The following is a 510-nucleotide window of genomic DNA, read 5'->3' as shown; positions in this document are numbered from 1 at the left end:
CCTCGTCAAAGCCCAGGCGCGGGTTTCGCGGGCGGGCGCCGGCGGGGTCGGCGAACCCGAGGTTGACCAGGAACCCCACCTCCCACGCGCGGCCCGGCAGGAATTCGGCCGCCACGGCGGCAGGGTCGAAGCCCGACATCGGGCCTGCGTCCAGCCCCAGCGCCCGCGCGGCCATCAGCAGATATCCGGCCTGCAGCGTGGCGTTGCGAAAGGCGCTGTCGCGGGCGGTGGCGGGGTGGCCGTCATACCAGGGCCGCACATCAGCCTGCGGCCACAGCCGCGGCAGGTGGTCGAAGAACCGCAAGTCATGGCACAGGATCGCCGTCACGGGCGCAGCCAGCGTCTTGTCGCGGTTCGACCGGCTGACGGCGGGCGCCAGCCGCGCCTTGCCCTCGGGCGAGGTCACGAAGATCACGCGCAGCGGCTGCTGGTTATAGGCCGTGGGCCCCCCGAAGGCCAACGCGACCAGCCGGCGCAGCAGGGCGTCCGGCACGGGCCGGCCGTCCCAGG

At 73.9% G+C, this 510-nt stretch carries 1 protein-coding gene; it reads right to left on the bottom strand.

Annotated features, from left to right (window positions below; all coding sequences use genetic code 11):
• The coding region (locus ACLD7X_RS18430) for a malonic semialdehyde reductase (protein ID WP_411425132.1) at positions 1-493 on the bottom strand (493 nt) is incomplete at its 3' end.
• Positions 494-510 lie beyond the last annotated feature (17 nt).

The organism is Aphanothece microscopica RSMan92 (assembly GCF_046613545.2).
Lineage (GTDB): Bacteria > Cyanobacteriota > Cyanobacteriia > PCC-6307 > Cyanobiaceae > NIES-981.
The sequence above is the reverse complement of the archived record's forward strand: the minus strand, read 5'-3'. Positions and strand labels throughout refer to the sequence as shown.